This is a genomic window from Salipiger sp. ABF4_146 (assembly GCF_056161345.1).
The window spans coordinates 218441-232549 of sequence record NZ_JBSWYX010000005.1; the positions used below are offsets into that span (position 1 = coordinate 218441).

Annotated in this window: 13 protein-coding genes; 5 read left to right on the plus strand and 8 right to left on the minus strand. The window is 64.6% G+C overall.

Going from position 1 to position 14109, the window contains the following annotated elements:
• Positions 1-190: 190 nt before the first annotated feature.
• Positions 191-700: a c-type cytochrome gene (locus ACXAJT_RS09535; RefSeq protein WP_475234758.1), complete on the minus strand. Its 510-nt coding sequence runs from the start codon at positions 698-700 to the stop codon at positions 191-193.
• 145 nt (positions 701-845) lie between these two features.
• Here ACXAJT_RS09535 and ACXAJT_RS09540 point away from each other — a divergent pair, with 145 nt between their 5' ends.
• Together ACXAJT_RS09540 and ACXAJT_RS09545 are read left to right on the plus strand one after the other, a co-directional pair.
• Positions 846-1679 carry a prephenate dehydratase gene (locus tag ACXAJT_RS09540; protein ID WP_475234759.1) on the plus strand — a complete coding sequence of 278 codons (834 nt, stop codon included), beginning with the start codon at positions 846-848 and terminating at the stop codon, positions 1677-1679.
• A 91-nt stretch (positions 1680-1770) separates the two neighbouring features.
• Positions 1771-2277 carry a hypothetical protein gene (locus ACXAJT_RS09545; RefSeq protein ID WP_475234761.1) on the plus strand — a complete coding sequence of 169 codons (507 nt, stop codon included), beginning with the start codon at positions 1771-1773 and terminating at the stop codon, positions 2275-2277.
• Between the two features lie 71 nt (positions 2278-2348).
• On the opposite strand, the gene ACXAJT_RS09550 is transcribed toward ACXAJT_RS09545, so the two are convergent.
• The 3 genes from ACXAJT_RS09550 to ACXAJT_RS09560 are packed head-to-tail and all read right to left on the minus strand — an operon-like array spanning position 2349 to position 5145.
• Positions 2349-3167, minus strand: coding sequence for a TadE/TadG family type IV pilus assembly protein (locus ACXAJT_RS09550; RefSeq protein ID WP_475234763.1), 819 nt, complete (start codon positions 3165-3167; stop codon positions 2349-2351).
• An 11-nt stretch (positions 3168-3178) separates the two neighbouring features.
• On the minus strand, positions 3179-3703 hold the full coding sequence (locus ACXAJT_RS09555) for a TadE/TadG family type IV pilus assembly protein (RefSeq protein WP_475234764.1): 525 nt from the start codon (positions 3701-3703) through the stop codon (positions 3179-3181).
• An 8-nt stretch (positions 3704-3711) separates the two neighbouring features.
• Complete coding sequence (locus ACXAJT_RS09560) at positions 3712-5145, minus strand: TadE/TadG family type IV pilus assembly protein (RefSeq protein ID WP_475234765.1); 1434 nt, start codon at positions 5143-5145, stop codon at positions 3712-3714.
• A gap of 345 nt (positions 5146-5490) precedes the next feature.
• Between ACXAJT_RS09560 and ACXAJT_RS09565 the strand changes: the two genes are divergently transcribed.
• Positions 5491-6927, plus strand: coding sequence for a Glu/Leu/Phe/Val family dehydrogenase (locus ACXAJT_RS09565; protein ID WP_475234766.1), 1437 nt, complete (start codon positions 5491-5493; stop codon positions 6925-6927).
• 82 nt (positions 6928-7009) lie between these two features.
• On the opposite strand, the gene ribD is transcribed toward ACXAJT_RS09565, so the two are convergent.
• From ribD to ACXAJT_RS09585, 4 genes are all read right to left on the minus strand, one after another.
• Positions 7010-8077 carry a bifunctional diaminohydroxyphosphoribosylaminopyrimidine deaminase/5-amino-6-(5-phosphoribosylamino)uracil reductase RibD gene (gene ribD / locus ACXAJT_RS09570; RefSeq protein WP_475234885.1) on the minus strand — a complete coding sequence of 356 codons (1068 nt, stop codon included), beginning with the start codon at positions 8075-8077 and terminating at the stop codon, positions 7010-7012.
• 72 nt (positions 8078-8149) lie between these two features.
• The gene (gene nrdR / locus ACXAJT_RS09575) at positions 8150-8617 is read right to left on the minus strand and encodes a transcriptional regulator NrdR (RefSeq protein WP_475234768.1); all 468 of its coding nucleotides are present in this window, start codon (positions 8615-8617) and stop codon (positions 8150-8152) included.
• A gap of 187 nt (positions 8618-8804) precedes the next feature.
• The gene (locus tag ACXAJT_RS09580) at positions 8805-9212 is read right to left on the minus strand and encodes a secondary thiamine-phosphate synthase enzyme YjbQ (RefSeq protein ID WP_475234769.1); all 408 of its coding nucleotides are present in this window, start codon (positions 9210-9212) and stop codon (positions 8805-8807) included.
• Positions 9213-9335: 123 nt separating this feature from the next.
• Positions 9336-9587 (minus strand): hypothetical protein, encoded by a 252-nt coding sequence (locus tag ACXAJT_RS09585; RefSeq protein WP_475234770.1) that lies wholly within the window; start codon positions 9585-9587, stop codon positions 9336-9338.
• A 255-nt stretch (positions 9588-9842) separates the two neighbouring features.
• Here ACXAJT_RS09585 and ACXAJT_RS09590 point away from each other — a divergent pair, with 255 nt between their 5' ends.
• Together ACXAJT_RS09590 and ACXAJT_RS09595 are read left to right on the plus strand one after the other, a co-directional pair.
• Positions 9843-10517 carry an SDR family oxidoreductase gene (locus ACXAJT_RS09590; RefSeq protein ID WP_475234771.1) on the plus strand — a complete coding sequence of 225 codons (675 nt, stop codon included), beginning with the start codon at positions 9843-9845 and terminating at the stop codon, positions 10515-10517.
• Between the two features lie 178 nt (positions 10518-10695).
• The gene (locus ACXAJT_RS09595; protein WP_475234773.1) at positions 10696-14109 is read left to right on the plus strand and encodes a transglutaminase family protein; all 3414 of its coding nucleotides are present in this window, start codon (positions 10696-10698) and stop codon (positions 14107-14109) included.

The following is a 14109-nucleotide window of genomic DNA, read 5'->3' on the forward strand; positions in this document are numbered from 1 at the left end:
GAGCGCGCCTGCTTGCTGCCGGGCCGACCGCGTCTTCGTCTAGACGAAAATATCCCGGGGGAGGCCGCGCCGCGGCCGGGGGCAGCGCCCCCAAACGCGCACATGTCCAACCATCACGAAGCCTGCGACGCAAAGAAAAAGGCCACGGCGCGTTGCCGTGGCCTTTGCAATCCGTTGTGTGGGCGCAAACTCAGCCGCCCAGCGAGTCCAGATAGGCGATCAGGTTCACCCGGTCCTCGGCGCTGTTCAGGCCGGCAAAGGACATCGTGGTGCCCGAGGCCACGCCGCGCGGGTCCTCCAGGAAGGCAAAGAGGTTCTCGGGGCTCCAGACGTCGCCCACCTGCTCAAGCGCGCCGGAGTAGCTGAAACCATCCACCGCGGCGATATCGCGGCCCACCACGCCGTCGAGGTGCGGGCCGGTCGCGTCGCTGCCGTCGATCTTGTGGCAGGCGCGGCACTTGCCGAAGACGCGCTCACCCCGGCCTGCATCGGCAGACGCCATCAGCGTTTCGAAGTCGACTTCTTCTTCCGGCTCGCCGCCGCCGCTCTCTTCCACCTCGATCACATAGGAGGCGACCTCCTCCCCGTGACTGCCGCCGACGTGGTACAGGCCTTCGCCAACCCAGCCGCCCAGCAGAAAGATCAGGAAAGCGCCGCAGACGCCGCCCACTACTTTCGTCAAGGTCATGGTATCAAACATGTCTCGCGTGTCCTCCCCAAGTCTGGGCGTCGAAAGATAACCGTCGCAAAGTGGTCTACGGCTTCCCTTGGCCTCTGGCAAGGTATAGTAGCCGCGACCAAATGCCCACAAGGCTCAAGTGTTTCTAAAACGACGCGAGACTGACATGACCCACCGCATTGCCTTCCAGGGAGAGCTTGGCGCCTATTCGCATCAGGCCTGCCGCGACGCCCGTCCGGACATGGAGGCAGTGCCGTGCCGCACCTTCGAGGATGCGATCGAGGCGGTGCGTAGCGGTGAGGCGTCGCTGGCGATGCTGCCGGTGGAAAATTCGACCTATGGCCGCGTCGCGGACATCCACCAGCTGCTGCCGCATTCGGGGTTGCACATCATCGACGAAGCCTTCGTGCGGGTGCATATCAATCTTCTGGCCATGCCCGGCACGCCGCTCGACAAGGTCGAGAAGGCGATGAGCCACACGGTGCTGCTCGGCCAATGCCGCGAGTTTCTGAGCAAACACGGGATCAAGCGCCTGACCGGCGCCGACACCGCGGGTTCGGCGCGGCAGGTGGCCGAGATGGGTAAGCCGGAGATCGCCGCATTGGCCTCGGAACTGGCGGGCGAGATCTACGGGCTCGACGTTCTGGCCCGCCACATCGAGGACCAGAGCAACAACACCACGCGCTTTCTGGTGATGTCGCCGGAGGCGAATCATCAGCGTCGGGGCGATCATGGGATGATCACCACCTTCGTTTTTCAGGTGCGCAACATCCCCGCCGCGCTCTACAAGGCGATGGGCGGTTTCGCCACCAACGGTGTCAACATGACCAAGCTCGAAAGCTACATGGTCGGCGGCTCGTTCACCGCAACCCAGTTCTATGCCGACATCGAGGGCCATCCCGACGATCCGGCGGTGCGGCGGGCGCTGGATGAATTGGACTACTTCACCGAGAACATCGAGATCCTCGGGGTCTACCCGCGCGATCCGCAGCGCGACTAGGACGCCCGTGGGCGTCCGCGTCCGGGGGCGCGGACCTTCGGTGAACAGGCCGGCGATCAGGGTCGGACAGGCAATCGGGCAGGGAGGCCCCATGGAAGACAATCAAGACGGCAAAATTCTTGCGCGCGCCTCGGCCACCATGCCGCGGCGGGTGATCGGGGTTGGCACGCTGGGCGGGCTTGGCCTGCTTTTGCTTTATCTCGCGGTGACGCAGCCGCCCGCCGCCGTGATCTGGCTGGTGTTCCTGATCGTGCTGGGCGTCGGGGCGCTGTGGGTCGCGCAGATCATGTGGCGCGCCACCTCGCGCGAGCTGGTGCTGACCGAAGAAGCGCTTACCGACAGTTCCGGCGCGGTGATCGCGCGGATCGAGAATGTCGCCAAGGTCGACCGCGGCGCCTTTGCCATGAAGCCGTCGAACGGCTTTGCGCTGACCCTCAAGGAGCCGGGCCCGCGGGCATGGCTGCCGGGCCTTTGGTGGCGCACCGGCAAGCGGGTTGCCGTGGGCGGCGTGACGGCCGCGCGCGACACCAAACCTATGGCTGATATTCTGGCGGTTCTGATTATGCGCCGCGAAGGTGAGTTGCCGCCTGAGGCGTAAGCCGAACGCGACATCAGACACGCAAAAAGGCCGCGGCGGGTGCCGCGGCCTTTGTCGTTCCGTGACGGGGGTCAGCCTCGGCCCGGGCCGTTCCCTCGCCCATTTCCTGCGCCGTTCCCTTGGCCATTCCCTCTGCCGTAGCCGGAACCCGGCTCGTTGTTGTACCGGCCATCCGAGTTGTCGCAATCGGTGGCGTTCTCGGCGTTGTTGTTGCACTCCGAGTTGCCCGGCGCGCTTTGATCGCCGTTGCCCCACCCGTTGTTGCCGTTCCGGTCGCTGGCGAACAGAAGCTGCGGCGCATAGCGCGGCTGCGTGAAGCTGAACGAGCGGATGGTGAACGCATCAAGGCCAACGCGGAATAGCGGGTAGTAGTCGTCCCACGTCTCTACCACGATCACCTGATCGCCGTCGGCCAACTCCGGCAATTGCGCGCTGTAGTTCCGCACGTCGGAATCGGTGAGCGGCTGAGGATCGCCCCGCACCTCGGACCATTCGACCGAGTACCGGTCGTTGGCCGATTTGTAGCTCACCACGGAGACCCGCAGGTCGGTGGGGTAACTGTCCCCGCTCGTGACCTGCGAGACGACCTCTTCGCTGTAGGTGCCATCGCCGGTGCGGGTCAGAACCTTGAGCAGGTTGTAGCTGTTGTCGACGTAGGTGCTGTCGATTTCCTCGGTCTCACGCGAGAACATATCGCCTATCACGTAGTTTGCCTTTTGGCTTACGCCCTGCTGGCGAAAGGCATCGAAGAACACCCAGCAGCCGGTAAAGATCAGCAGCAGCACGGGCAGCATGATCATCGCCTCGAGCGTCACATAACCTTCGTCGCGACGGGAAAACCGAGCAAGCGGCCGCGACAGCCGCGCGAATGTCAGGTGCTTGAGCATCATGGCGCGTCTCCTCACATCGGCTCGTGAACAAAGGCCGAGGTGGCCACCAGTGCGGTGTAGCCTTCGTCGTCTTTGCTCATATGCCCGGCCAGCATGCCGGCGGGGCTGATCGGGCGGTATTTATAGCAGGCGCGCAGCAGCATGGTCTCGTGCTGGATGCCGTTTACGAAGTTGCGCATGGGCGTCACCGACAGCGTGGTGTCGACACAGTCGGCCGTCATCGAGGGGGTTTCCCAGTCGCGCATGTCCAGTCCGATCATTTCCAGTTGCACGGTGTTCATGCAGTTGGGCAGGATCGGCGCGCGGGCGCAGAGCATCTGCTTGATCTCGTCCGAGGAATAGACCTCGCCGGTGCCGATCCTCACTTCCCGCACGGCCTGGTCCAGCGCCCGGTCGAGCGTGGTCTGGCGCATCGTCGCGGTGCCCAGTTCGATGCTGGCGATCGCAAGGCCGACGAAGAAAGGGGTCCAGAGCGCGAAGGGAACGACCATCGAGCCGGTCTCATCCCCACCAAAGCGCCGCAGCGCGTTTTTCATGAAGCCGATCATTGGGTCAGCCTCAACTGGTTGAGCGTGCTGGCGATGGTCGAGAAGGCCTCTGCGATCTCGACCCCTTCCACGCGGAAGAAATGCGACGGCGAGGAGGCGCAGCTTTCCATCACATCGGCACCGTGATCTTGCACTTCAAAGCCGATGGACCAGATGATCACACCCTGTTCCTTGGCGGCGTCACAGATGTTTTCAAGCAGCCGGTCGCCGGTGGATGCGTTGTATTTCTGATAGTAGTAGTTGCCGCGATAATAGGAGTTTACGTTCCGGTACAGGTAGTGCCAGAGGTTGTGTTCGTTCCAGTGTACATATTCGGATTCCGAGTTGTAGTAGCGGTCTCGGATGCGGAAGGACCGGTCGTGCTGGCCGTCGGTCATCAGCACGACGGTCTTCAGCACGTCTTCGTCGTCATAGGCGACGGGCCGGTCCGAGAAGATCGGGTCAACAGCGCGCTCGTCGATCAGGCCGGCGGTGAGATCCCGGCTTGACGGGTCGAGCAGCGCAGCGCCCCATTTCATCCCAAGGAAAATAGAGGTGCCAGCGCGCGGAGACAGCTGGTTGATCTGCCGCTTCAGCGCGGTTGCGTCTTGGCTGAACGGGGTGATCCGCTCGTAGTCGTAGCGCGGGCAGACGGTGTCGCTCAGCGCGTTGTAGCCCGGGTAGTTCCACTGGAAGTGCTGCATCTGGTCGTAGGAGATGCTGCGATCAATCCCGGTGCTGTTGAACGCCTCATTTGGAAACTCAAGGCAATGCGAATAGCCGTGCTTCCAGTTGACCGGCAACTGTCTCAGGATATCGGGGCCCGCGTTGACCTGTTCGGAGTAGGGGATCAGCGAGATCGACACGAGGTCCTCGCTGCCGTCGGAGAGCAGCGTGTCGACAAAATCGCCCGCCGCGTCCTTCAGGTTGTCCATCTTGTTGTTGTCTGCCATCGATCCCGAGATATCGACGACAAGCGACACTTCGACCTTGTTGTACCGCTCGGTGGCCTGTGCGTGGCCCGAGGCCTGAACCGTCGAGACGCCCAGAAGCCTGAGGAACTTCGAAGGCATTTCCATATGGCCGTCGGCGGTGACGGTCTTGTAGTTCAGCCCCTCGTCGACGTCCGAAGACACCAGCGCGTCGCCGAGGCCCATCTTGGTCATGTAATCGGACACCACGTCCTCAGCCTCGAGCGTCTGGTCGAGGTCAGCCGCGGCGAGCACGGCGCGGTCAAGGGTGTTCTGGACTTTGGTTCGGTTGAGCTCGGTGTAGACCATATCGACGCCAATGCCGCCGAAGACCATCATCACCATGGAAACGGCCAGCGCGAAATAGGCCATGCTTCCATGTTCATCGCGGAGGAATCCTGCGGCGCTGCGCGTCAGCGCGGCAACGGACGTCCCGCACCGCCCGGTACGCACCCGGCGGAAAGCAATCTGCTTTTCCATGCGTAATAACCTTCTTGTCGGCCCTGCTGGAACAGAGCCCCTTACTCGTACACACACACATTCGAAGCGTATTTCCTCCTGCATGATGGCTAAAATGGGGCAAGTCTTGAGGCAAAAATTAGACCTATTCCATAGGTTGATCGACAAAGCGAAAATGCATGCCAATCCAGTTCCCACTTGGGAACAATTGCTTTTCCGGGGAAAAACGTTTGGTTTCGCGGCGCCGCGAAATAGGTCAGAAATAGAAGTAGGCGTGTCGGTCCCGCGGGGCCGTTCTCACGCCAGATAGCAGGGCGCGCGCCGCGGCGCGGTCCGGCCGGGTGACCTTGGTCAGGAGGAGAACCGATGAGCGTCGTACCATCCAACGAGCCGACATTCCGCCAGAGCGTGGATTTGATGTTCAACCGCGCCGTGGCCCTGATGGACCTGCCGCCGGGGCTGGAAGAAAAAATCCGCGTTTGCAACGCCACCTATACGGTGCGCTTCGGGGTCCGCCTGCGTGGCAAGATCGAGACCTTCACCGGATACCGCTCGGTGCACTCCGAACATATGGAGCCGGTCAAGGGTGGCATCCGCTACGCCATCGCGGTCGATCAGGACGAGGTCGAGGCGCTGGCGGCGCTGATGACCTACAAATGCGCGCTGGTCGAGGCGCCCTTCGGCGGCTCCAAGGGCGGTCTGTGCATCGACCCGACGCAGTATGAAGAACATGAGTTGGAACTCATCACGCGCCGCTTCGCCTACGAGCTGTGCAAGCGCGATCTGATCCACCCCAGTCAGAATGTGCCCGCGCCCGATATGGGCACCGGCGAGCGCGAGATGGCGTGGATCGCCGACCAATACGCGCGGATGAACACGACCGATATCAACTCCCGCGCCTGCGTCACCGGCAAGCCGCTCAACGCAGGCGGCATCGCAGGGCGGGTCGAGGCCACCGGGCGCGGCGTTCAATATGCCCTGCGCGAGTTCTTCCGCCACCCCGAGGATGTGGCGGCGGCGGGCCTGTCGGGCGGGCTGTCGGGCAAGCGGGTGATCGTGCAGGGGCTGGGCAACGTCGGCTCGCACGCGGCGCGCTTCCTGTCGCAGGAAGACGGCGCCATCGTCACCGGCATCATCGAGCGCGACGGCGCGCTCTATAACGAGGCCGGCATCGATGTCGACGCGGTCAAGGACTGGATGCAACGCCACGGCGGGCTGACCGGTTTTCCCGACGCCACTCATACGCGCGACGGGGCCGCTGTGCTGACCGAGGATTGTGACATCCTCATCCCCGCAGCGCTGGAAGGGGTCATCAACCTTGGCAACGCCCATGACATCAAGGCACGGCTGATCATCGAGGCCGCCAACGGCCCGATCACCGCCGGCGCCGATGACATCCTGCGGGCGCGGGGCACGGTGATCATTCCCGATCTTTTCGCCAATGCCGGCGGTGTCACCGTCTCTTATTTCGAGTGGGTGAAGAACCTCAGCCACATCCGCTTTGGCCGGATGCAGCGCCGTCAGGAAGAGGCGCGGCACCAGCTTGTGGTTGACGAACTGGAAAGGCTCGACACAGCGCTTGGCGATACGTGGAACCTCGACCCCGCCTTCAAGGCGCGCTACCTGCGCGGCGCGGACGAGTTGGAACTGGTGCGCTCGGGCCTCGACGACACGATGCGCACGGCGTACCAGTCGATGCGCGAGATCTGGCACGGACGCGACGATGTCACGGACCTGCGCACCGCGGGGTTCATCGTCGCCATCGACCGCGTCGCGAAAAGCTACCGGGCAAAGGGACTCTGAACACCGCAGGCGGCCCCGCCGCGCCCTGCTTTCATTGTTCTCAAAATACGCCGGGGGTCCGGGGGGCAGCGCCCCCGGTTTGCTATCTCAGCCAGCGGTGCATCACATCCTGCCCCAGCGGCCGCGTTTCCACCAAGCGGAAGCGCGGCGCCTCGGCCAGCGTGTCGACGCCCATCGCGCCGATGCCCGGGCGACCCTCGGCCCCCAATGCGAGGCCCGCGGTGAAACCGACAAGCTCGTCCACCAAATCGGCGGCCAGAAGCGAGGCGGCGAGCTGTCCGCCGCCTTCGCAAAATACCCGGGTCAGCCCCTTGTTGCCAAGCGCAGACAGCAGCGCGCCGGGCTCCAGCCGCCCGGCGGCGACACGGCTTTGCAACATCGTCGCGCCGCAGCTTTCCCAAGCGCGGCGGGTCTCCGTCGCGGCCTCCGAGCCATGCACGATCCAAACAGGCACGTCGCGCGCGGTCGAAGCAAGGCGGCTCATCAGCGGCACGTCGATCAGCCGCGAGGCGATCACCCGCACCGGCTGCTGCACATCGCCCCAGCCGCGCACCGTCAGGTCCGGATCATCGGCCCGGGCGGTGCCTGCACCGACCATCACAGCATCATGGCTGGCGCGCAGCCCGTGCACCGCGCGGCGCGCCTCCGGGCCGGTGATCCAGCGGCTCTCGCCAGTGGCGGTGGCAATGCGCCCGTCAAAGCTGTTGGCCAGCTTCAACGTGACCCATGGCCGTCCCTGTTCGGTCTTCAGAAAGAACCCGGCGTGGTCATGCGCGGCCTCGGCGGCCATGGTGCCGGAGGTCACCTCGATCCCGGCACGGCGCAGCATCTCGAAGCCTTCGCCGGCAACGCGCGGGTCGCTATCGGCCAGCGGCGCGACGACACGCGCCACGCCTGCGGCGATCAACGCCGAGGCGCAAGGCGGGGTTTTGCCATGATGCGCGCAGGGCTCAAGCGTGACATAGGCCGTGGCACCGCGGGCGAGGGGGCCGGCATCGGCCAGCGCCACGACCTCGGCATGCGGGCGCCCGCCGGGCTGTGTCCAGCCGCGGCCAACGATGCGGCCATCCTTCACGAGAACGCAACCAACCGCGGGATTGGGCCAGCATTTGCCCATCCCCCGGCGCCCGAGGCGCAGGGCATGGGCCATGTGGCGCAGGTCGTCGCTCACGTCGGTTGCCTCACCTTGTCGATGATCACGTCCAGGGGCTCACTCGGTCGCTCATTTCTCCGGAATGGCCCCGGGGCGCAGTTCGCTGACGAACTTGTCGAAATCGTCGGCAGCTTGGAAATTCTTATAGACGCTCGCAAAGCGCACATAGGCCACCGTGTCGATCCGCGCGAGCGTCTCCATGACGATCTCGCCGATCTGTTTCGACTGGATGTCGGTCTCGCCAAGGCTCTCAAGCCTGCGCACCACGCCGGAAATCATCTGATCGACGCGCTCGGGCTCGATGGGGCGCTTCTGCAGCGCGATGCGGATCGAGCGTTCCAGCTTGTCACGGTCAAAATCCTCGCGACGGCCATTGGCCTTGATCACCACGAGGTCGCGCAACTGCACCCGCTCGTAGGTGGTGAACCGTCCGCCGCAGGCCGGGCAGAACCGCCGCCGCCGGATCGAGACGTGATCCTCCGCAGGGCGCGAGTCCTTCACCTGGGTGTCGATATTTCCACAAAACGGGCAGCGCATCGCTTTCCCCTATCACTTCGTTCCGCCGTTGGTATGAGGTTATCCCCCATTTATCCACAGCCACTATAGGGGAGCGCCCAGAAATTGGGTAGAGGTCAATTTGGCCCGCAAGATGAAGGGCGTAGAAAATACGGTTTCCGTGGGGAAAATGCCGCGAAAACGTACCAGAACGGTGTTTTCGGGCGGCTCAGGGGCTGAGATGTGCGATCACTTCGCGCCGGTGCGGGGCGTTTCGGTGCTCGAAGAGGTAGATGCCCTGCCACGTTCCAAGCCCAAGGCGCCCGTCGCTGACCGGGATCGACAGCGAGACCGGAAGCATCGCCGCCTTGATATGCGCGGGCATATCGTCCGGCCCTTCGTAGGTGTGGGTCAGATAGCTCATTGACGGATCGGTGCTGGGCGGCACGAGGCGATGGAAATAGGCGGTGAGATCGGTTTGCACCTCAGGGTCGGCGTTCTCTTGAATGAGCAGCGAGGCCGAGGTGTGGCGGATGAATAGGGTCAGAAGCCCAGTGCTATGCACCCATTGCGCGACGTCGCGGGTGAATTCGTAAAGACCGGGGCCGCGGGTCCCGACAACAAAAGTGGTCTGCATCTGATCCCCCCGTAGATATCTCTCCGCTCTGGTGCGGTGGGGCCTGATTAGCAACCGCGCCGGTCTGTGACCAGTCGGCGGGTCAGCACCGGGGCTCGGGGCGACGAGAAGCCCCCAGCGTGGTCAGATGGTGTCGGCCACGCAGCGCACCTGCGGCAGGTCGTCGTTGGATTGGAACAGCAGTGGCGTGCCGTCATCCGCGACCGCGGGCATTGTTCCGACCTGTTTGAGCGTGGCTTTGCACTCTGCCAGTTCGTGTGGCGCAACCTTAATGTCGATGACCGTCGGGCCTTCGGAGGTGAACGCCTCATTCGCCGCATAGGCGGCGACGGCGCTGCAGATGGCGGCGGCGGACAGCAGAGCGAGGCGGGTCATCGTAAGTCTCCTTGACTGGTCAACAAGTGAAGGCTGCTCGGCAAGAAAACGCCGCTGCCCCCGAAACGTTCCTGTGCCGCTACGTCATCAGATCGTGAGGAGCGCGGATCACCCTCGGGCCGCGGGGATCGCGAGCGGCGATGAGGTCGGCGGCGATCATGGGCGCGACGGCGGGCTGCGCTAGCTTGCCGGTGAACGGCGCGCTGCACGGCGGTGCCCGTAATTTGACGCGCATTCCTTAGGAGGAGATTAAACATGACCCGCAAGACCCTGTTCATTACCGGCGCCTCTTCGGGCATCGGCGCCGAGACGGCTCGCGCGGCGGTCGAAAACGGATGGAACGTCGGGCTCTTTGCCCGCTCCGCCGAGAAGCTCGCGGAACTGGAGCGCGAGCTGGGGCCCCATGCGCTGGCGCTGCCGGGAGACGCGACGTCGCTTGAAGATCAGACAGCGGCGATGGAGAAGCTCGCCAAGCATTTCGGCGATGTGAACGCCGCCTTTGCCAACGCGGGCATGGGCTTGTCGCAGGCGGGCACGCGCAAGGGGGAGCCGGACGAGTGGGAAATGCTTGTAAAGCTCAACGTCTTGGGTGTGCTATGGACCGCCAAGGCGGCTTCGGCGTATTTCGTGAAGAACCGCGGGCATCTGCTGCTGACCGGCTCGGCGGCGGGGCGGACGCATATCAAGGGGTCGGTTTATGGCGCGACGAAATGGTTCGTGCACGGATACGGCGGCAACCTCGCGGAAGAGTTCCGCGAATGGGGCGCCAAGGTCACGGTGATCGCGCCGGGCATGGTCGACACGCCGTTCTTTGACGAAGGTAAGCCGGACAAGCTCAAGCCCGAGGATATCGCGCGCTCGGTGATCTTTGCGCTGAACGCCGATCCGCGCGCCGACGTGCGCGAAGTCTTCGTCATGCCGGTGAACTGACCGGTGAACTGATAGCGGACCTTTTGCCCCGGAGAACGGGCATCAAACCCGCGCCATCGCATCGCCCGCGGAACGGGCGGTGCGGTCAAAGCTTCCGGCGCAGCCTCACGCAAGGCTTTACAAGATCGGGACAAGCCGCTCAGGTGTGAGGAGTTTTCCTTACGTGCGGACTTTCCGAATGGCGATTACGGCAAGCATCTACCACCTGACCCATTACAAGTACGACCGCCCGGTCAGCCTTGGGCCACAGATCATTCGCCTTCGCCCGGCGCCGCATTCGCGCACACGGGTCATCTCGCATTCGCTGCGGGTCTCGCCCTCGGCGCATTTCGTCAATCACCAGCAAGACCCTTACGGCAACTGGCTGGCGCGCTTCGTCTTCCCCGAACCGGTGACGGAGTTCAAGATCGAGGTCGATCTTGTTGCCGACATGACCGTCTACAACCCGTTCGACTTCTTCGTGGAGGAGGCGGCAGAGGCCTTTCCCTTCGAATACCCGCAGGACTTCTCCGAGGATCTGTCGATCTACCGCACGCCCGAACAGGCGGGCCCGCGGCTGCAGGCCTATCTTGATACCATCGAGAAGAGCGCGCCGCGCACGGTGGATTTCCTTGTCGGGCTGAACGCGCGGCTACAAGGCGATATCGGCTACATCGTGCGTATGGAGCCGGGCGTGCAGACGCCGGAAGAGACGCTGCAACTGGCCAAGGGGTCGTGCCGCGACACCTCATGGCTGCTGGTGCAGATCCTGCGCCATCTGGGTTTTGCCGCCCGCTTCGTGTCGGGCTACCTGATCCAGCTGAAGCCCGATCTCGTCGCGCTCGATGGCCCTGCGGGCACCGATCACGATTTCACCGATCTGCACGCATGGTGCGAGGTGTTCATCCCCGGCGCGGGCTGGATCGGGCTCGATCCGACCTCGGGGCTGCTCACCGGCGAGAGCCATATTCCGCTGGCGGCCACGCCGCATTACCGCAACGCCGCGCCCATCGTGGGCGGTTACTCGGCGCCTCCGGACACGCAAACCGATTTCGCTTTCGATATGCAGGTGCGCCGCATGGCCGAGCACCCGCGCATCACCAAGCCGTTCTCGGATGAGGCGTGGGGCGCGCTCGACAAGCTGGGCCACGATGTAGACGCCGAGATAGCCAAGCAAGACATGCGGCTCACCATGGGCGGCGAGCCGACCTTCGTGTCGATCGATGACTTCGAAAGCGAAGAGTGGAACACCGCCGCCGTCGGGCCTCAGAAGCGCGGTCTTGCCGACACGCTGATCCGCCGCCTGCGCGAGCGTTTCGCACCGGGCGGCTTCCTGCACTACGGGCAGGGCAAGTGGTATCCCGGCGAGACGCTTCCGCGCTGGACCTTCTCGCTCTACTGGCGGCGCGACGGCAAGCCGGTGTGGAAGAACCCCGATCTGGTCGCACAGGAGACCGCCACCGGCGCGGATGCTCGCCAAGCCGACGCCTATATGACCAAGTTCGCCGAGAACCTCGGGCTTGGCGGCGATTACGTGCATCCGGCCTATGAGGACCCGGTGGAGTGGATCCTCAAGGAAGCCGATCTACCGATGAACGTGACCCCGGAGGACTCCAAGCTCAAAGACCCCGAGACCCGCGCCCGCATCGCCCGTGTGTTCAACCGGGGGCTCGACGAGGCGGCGGGTTTTATCCTGCCGCTGCAGCGCTGGCAGTCCAAGGCAACGGGGCCGAAATGGCGCTCTGAGCACTGGAAGACCCGGCGCGGGCATCTCTTCCTGATCCCCGGCGACAGCCCGGTCGGCTTCCGCCTGCCGCTGGGCGCGCTGCCCTTCGTGCCACCGTCGGCGTATCCATACGTTTATCCCACCGATCCCAGCATACCGCAGACCGATCTGCCGGACTTCCACGCAGCGCAGGCCGATCGGCGCGCGCGGCTGATGGAGGAACTGGAGCGCATCGCCACCGAGGAACGCGAGGCCGCCGAGATGCTGCCCGAGGTGACGCCCGAACACACCCAGCCGGTGTCCGAGGCGCGCGACGCAGGGCGGCGCCAGAAGATCATGGAACAGGGGGTTGATCCGGCGGGCGGTGCCGTGCGCACCGCGATCGCCATCGAGCCGCGCGACGGGCGCCTGTGCCTGTTCATGCCGCCAGTGGAGGATCTGGAGGACTATCTCGATCTGCTGGCCACCGCCGAGGCCACGGCCGAGGACCTTGGCCTGCCGATCCATATCGAGGGGTACACCCCGCCGCATGACGCGCGGATGAACGTGATCCGTGTCGCGCCCGATCCGGGCGTCATCGAGGTGAACATCCACCCAGCGCACAGTTGGGAGGATTGCAAAGAGATCACCAGCGCGGTTTACGAGGAGGCGCGGCAGTGCCGCCTTGGCGCGGACAAGTTCATGATCGACGGCAAGCACACCGGCACCGGCGGCGGCAACCACGTGGTGGTCGGCGGCGAGACACCGAACGACTCGCCGTTCCTGCGCCGGCCCGACCTGATGCGCTCGATGATCCTGCACTGGCTGCGGCATCCCTCGCTCAGTTATCTTTTCTCCGGCCTCTTCATCGGCCCGACCTCGCAGGCCCCGCGTATCGACGAGGCGCGGCACGACAGCCTTTACGAGTTGGAGATCGCGCTGGCGCACTTCCCGGCGCCGGGTCAGGGCGAGCCACCGCTGCCGTGGCTTACCGACCGGCTGCTGCGCAACATGCTCATCGACGTGACCGGCAACACCCACCGGGCCGAGATTTGCATCGACAAGCTCTACTCGCCCGACGGCCCCACCGGCCGCCTTGGCCTTGTGGAATTCCGCGGCTTCGAGATGCCCCCCGATGCGAAGATGAGCCTTGCCCAGCAGGTGCTGATCCGGGCGCTGCTGGCGCGCTTCTGGAAATCGCCCATTCAGGGCAAGCCCGTGCGCTGGGGCACCACGCTCCATGACCGTTTCATGCTGCCGCATTTCGTCTGGGAAGACTTCCTGGATGTGCTGCGCGACCTCGGCGATCACGGCTTCACCTTCCGCCCAGAATGGTACGAGGCGCAGCGCGAGTTCCGCTTCCCCTTCGCTGGCGAGGTCGAGTACGAGGGCGTACACCTCGAACTGCGGCAGGCGCTGGAGCCGTGGCACGTGCTGGGCGAGCGCGGCGCGATCGGCGGCACCGTGCGTTACACCGACAGTTCGGTCGAGCGCATGCAGGTGCAGCTCACGGCGACCGAGCCAGGGCGCTACATCGTCGCCTGCAACGGGCGGCAGGTGCCAATGGCTGGCACGGGCGCCTCGGGGGTCAACGTGGGCGGCGTGCGGTTCAAGGCGTGGCAGCCTGCCGAGGCACTGCACCCGACGCTGCCTGTCAATGCACCGCTGACCTTCGACATCTTTGACACGTGGACGGGGCGGGCGCTGGGCGGGTGCCGCTATCACGTGGCGCACCCGGGCGGGCGCAACTACGACACCTTCCCGGTCAATACCAACGAGGCCGACGCGCGCAGGCTTGCCCGGTTCGAGAAACTGGGGCACACGCCGGGCAGCTATTGGCCCGCGCCCGAGACGCCGCATCCGGAATTTCCGATGACCCTCGATCTGCGCCGCTTGCCGGGGATCTGA

Bases quoted from the DNA above. Each gene is read 5' to 3' on its own strand.
- ACXAJT_RS09535 (WP_475234758.1), bottom strand. From the start codon at position 700: ATGTTTGATACCATGACCTTGACGAAAGTAGTGGGCGGCGTCTGCGGC.
- ACXAJT_RS09540 (WP_475234759.1), top strand. From the start codon at position 846: ATGACCCACCGCATTGCCTTCCAGGGAGAGCTTGGCGCCTATTCGCAT.
- ACXAJT_RS09545 (WP_475234761.1), top strand. From the start codon at position 1,771: ATGGAAGACAATCAAGACGGCAAAATTCTTGCGCGCGCCTCGGCCACC.
- ACXAJT_RS09550 (WP_475234763.1), bottom strand. From the start codon at position 3,167: ATGATGCTCAAGCACCTGACATTCGCGCGGCTGTCGCGGCCGCTTGCT.
- ACXAJT_RS09555 (WP_475234764.1), bottom strand. From the start codon at position 3,703: ATGAAAAACGCGCTGCGGCGCTTTGGTGGGGATGAGACCGGCTCGATG.
- ACXAJT_RS09560 (WP_475234765.1), bottom strand. From the start codon at position 5,145: ATGGAAAAGCAGATTGCTTTCCGCCGGGTGCGTACCGGGCGGTGCGGG.
- ACXAJT_RS09565 (WP_475234766.1), top strand. From the start codon at position 5,491: ATGAGCGTCGTACCATCCAACGAGCCGACATTCCGCCAGAGCGTGGAT.
- ribD (WP_475234885.1), bottom strand. From the start codon at position 8,077: ATGGCCCATGCCCTGCGCCTCGGGCGCCGGGGGATGGGCAAATGCTGG.
- nrdR (WP_475234768.1), bottom strand. From the start codon at position 8,617: ATGCGCTGCCCGTTTTGTGGAAATATCGACACCCAGGTGAAGGACTCG.
- ACXAJT_RS09580 (WP_475234769.1), bottom strand. From the start codon at position 9,212: ATGCAGACCACTTTTGTTGTCGGGACCCGCGGCCCCGGTCTTTACGAA.
- ACXAJT_RS09585 (WP_475234770.1), bottom strand. From the start codon at position 9,587: ATGACCCGCCTCGCTCTGCTGTCCGCCGCCGCCATCTGCAGCGCCGTC.
- ACXAJT_RS09590 (WP_475234771.1), top strand. From the start codon at position 9,843: ATGACCCGCAAGACCCTGTTCATTACCGGCGCCTCTTCGGGCATCGGC.
- ACXAJT_RS09595 (WP_475234773.1), top strand. From the start codon at position 10,696: ATGGCGATTACGGCAAGCATCTACCACCTGACCCATTACAAGTACGAC.